The 2,625-nt window shown below is 63.7% G+C and carries 3 protein-coding genes; 2 read left to right on the top strand and 1 reads right to left on the bottom strand.

Translation table 11 applies throughout. The features are described from left to right. On the bottom strand, nucleotides 1–494 hold a 494-nt coding region (locus HC022_RS23695), incomplete at its 3' end, for a DNA gyrase subunit A (RefSeq protein ID WP_303049095.1). 231 nt (nucleotides 495–725) lie between these two features. Here HC022_RS23695 and HC022_RS23690 point away from each other — a divergent pair. Next, nucleotides 726–995 carry an usg protein gene (locus HC022_RS23690; protein ID WP_089960590.1) on the top strand — a complete coding sequence of 90 codons (270 nt, stop codon included), beginning with the start codon at nucleotides 726–728 and terminating at the stop codon, nucleotides 993–995. A gap of 72 nt (nucleotides 996–1,067) precedes the next feature. Further along, nucleotides 1,068–2,625: mechanosensitive ion channel family protein (locus HC022_RS23685; protein WP_167454040.1), on the top strand; the 1,558-nt coding region annotated here is incomplete at its 3' end.

The raw sequence follows: 2,625 nt of genomic DNA, 5'->3' as shown, positions 1-2,625 counted from the left end.
CGGGCGGGCAGCACCACGGGCTCGTTGCGTTCGTTGGCGTAGTTCGGGACGAAATCGACGGTGTCCTTGTCGATGTCCTCGAGCAGGGCCTCGGCGGTGCGTTCGAGCCGCGATTCCGTGTAACGGTAGGCGGCGGGCGGGTCACCGTCCATCGAGCCGAAGTTGCCCTGACCGTCGATCAGCGGCAGCGACATCGAGAAGTCCTGCGCCATCCGCACCAGCGCGTCGTAGACCGCCGAGTCGCCGTGCGGGTGGTAACGACCCATCACGTCGCCGACGGCGGTGGCGCATTTGCGGTAGGACTTGGACTTGGTCTGACCGTTTTCCCAGAGCGTGTAGAGGATGCGTCGGTGCACAGGCTTCAGGCCGTCGCGCAGATCGGGGATCGCGCGGCTCACGATCACGCTCATGGCGTAATCGAGATAGCTCGACTTCATCTCGTCGATGATGGAAATGCCGGGGCCGCTGTAGCGCGGGCGCTCGGGGCCGCTCATTTCGTCATCGTTTTCAGGGGGTTCCGGCGTGTCGGTCACGATGCTCGCCCGTCCATTCTTATGCTATATCTTGTTGAAAAGGCTTATATCAGAGACAGGATGTGGGGCGCAATGCCAGCGGCCGGACAAATCTGGCAGCCACTTCTGTTGCCTGATAACAGATTGTTTTCGTTGAAAAATAACGACTCGCCCCGCAGGCTTATAACCACGTAGACCCTACGAGGTAAAGCCATGCAGGAAACACCGACAGAGCTCATGCTCAAGGGCTACGGTCTGACCACCGCCGAGATCTTCTACCGGATGCCCGACTACCGGAACGTTCTCAACACTTTCGTGTGGCAGGACTACGACCTTGCCCCGGATCACCCGCGGCTCTTCAAGTTCATCGAATTCTGGCAGGACAGGATCGAGGGGCCGTTGCACTCGATCCGCTTCACCCACCGCAAGATGATCTCGGCCGGCGAATGGCGGCAGGTCGTGGGGGAGTTCCGCTACCACTGATCCACGCCCCCTGACGGGGAGATAAATCGGGGGCGAGGGAACCGGGCGGGTCGTCCGGGGGTTCCCTTGCCGATGCCGGGATTTCACAAACTCCTTCTCGCCGCGGCGGCGCTGCTGTTCGCGGTCACGTTCCATGCGCCAGCCATGGCGCAGGAGACCGAGTCCGACTACTGGTTCGAGACCGACAACCTCAATCCCGGCCTACCGCCCGCGCCCGACGGCATCGATCGCGAGACGCCGCGCTCGAGCCTCGAGAGCTTCCTCAACACCGCGCGCGAAGACAACTGGGACGCGGCGATCCACATCCTCGACCTCTCGGATCTGCCGCTCGCGGACCAGCGCGCCAATGCCGAGGATCTGGCGCGGGATTTCCTAAACCTCCTCGAGCGCAAGATCGTCATCGACTGGTATGGCGTGCCCGACCGGCCGGACGGGCTGGATTCGCGCCTGAGCTCTGACCGCGCGATGGCGGGCAAGCCGCAGAAATCCATCCTGCTTTGGTTCGTCGAGGTGGGCGGACGGCCTGTGCCGATCCGGATCAACCGGATCAAGGCGCTGGGGGAAGAGCCGGTCTGGGTGATCTCGAAGCAGACGGTGGACCACCTGCCGGCGCTTGGCGCCACCTACGGCCCCTCGAAGCTCGAACAGATGATGCCAGAGCCGCTGCGCCAGCCCGCCTTCTGGGGCCTGCGCTGGTGGGAGGTGGTGGGCTTCCCGCTCGGCATCCTGATCACCGCCTTCTCGGGGTGGCTGACCTACAAGCTGATGTCGAAGGGCTACAACCGCATCCGCCGCATTGCACCGGAATCTCTCTTGGTGGCGACGCGCGGCCCGATCGTCCTGCTGGTGATGACGGTGGTGCTCAGCCTCATCAGCAACAACCTCTTCATCTTCTCGGGCCGCATCGAGACGGTGATCTCGCCGCTGACGGTCATGGGGATCGTGGTCGCGGTGCTTTGGCTTGTGGTCAACGCCGCCGACGCCATCCTGTCGCGGCTTGTGACCTTCGATGGGGCTGAACTGTCCGCCATCGGCGAGGGGCAGGAGCAGCGGCGCTCGGTCGCCACCAAGGTTTCGGCCGTGCGCCGCTTCATGCTGGTCGTCATCGCCGTGGTGGGCGTTGGCGTGGTGCTGAACGAGGCGAGCGTGATGCAGTCGCTCGGCATTTCGCTGCTGGCCTCGGCGGGCACGCTGACGCTGCTGGTGGCCTTCGCCGGGCGGAACATCCTCTCCAACATCATGGCGTCGCTGCAGATTTCGCTGAACCAGTCGGCCCGGATCGGCGACCGCATCACCTACAAGGGCCATGTCTGCTCGGTCGAGCGCATCCACTTCACCTTCGTGCAGCTGCGGGTCTGGACCGGGCGGCGGCTAATCGTGCCGGTGTCGGATTTTGTCGACGAACCCTTCGAGAACTGGACCATGCAAGATCATCTGACCACCTTCGAGGTGGTGCTGCGCCTGAGCCACCGCGCCGACATCACGCCGCTGCGCAAGAAGTACCACGAGCTGCTGGATGAGAAGGGCGTGCCCGACAACGACGACCGCAGCTGCCTTGTCACCGATCACGACATGTTCGGGCAGACGGTGCTGTTCCTGGTGCCGAGCGAGGATCCCAACACCGGCTGGA

The sequence above is a fragment of the Salipiger sp. HF18 genome (assembly GCF_011806505.1).
GTDB lineage: Bacteria > Pseudomonadota > Alphaproteobacteria > Rhodobacterales > Rhodobacteraceae > Salipiger > Salipiger thiooxidans.
Note: the sequence above shows the minus strand (reverse complement) of the source record. Positions and strands in the feature narration are given on the sequence as shown.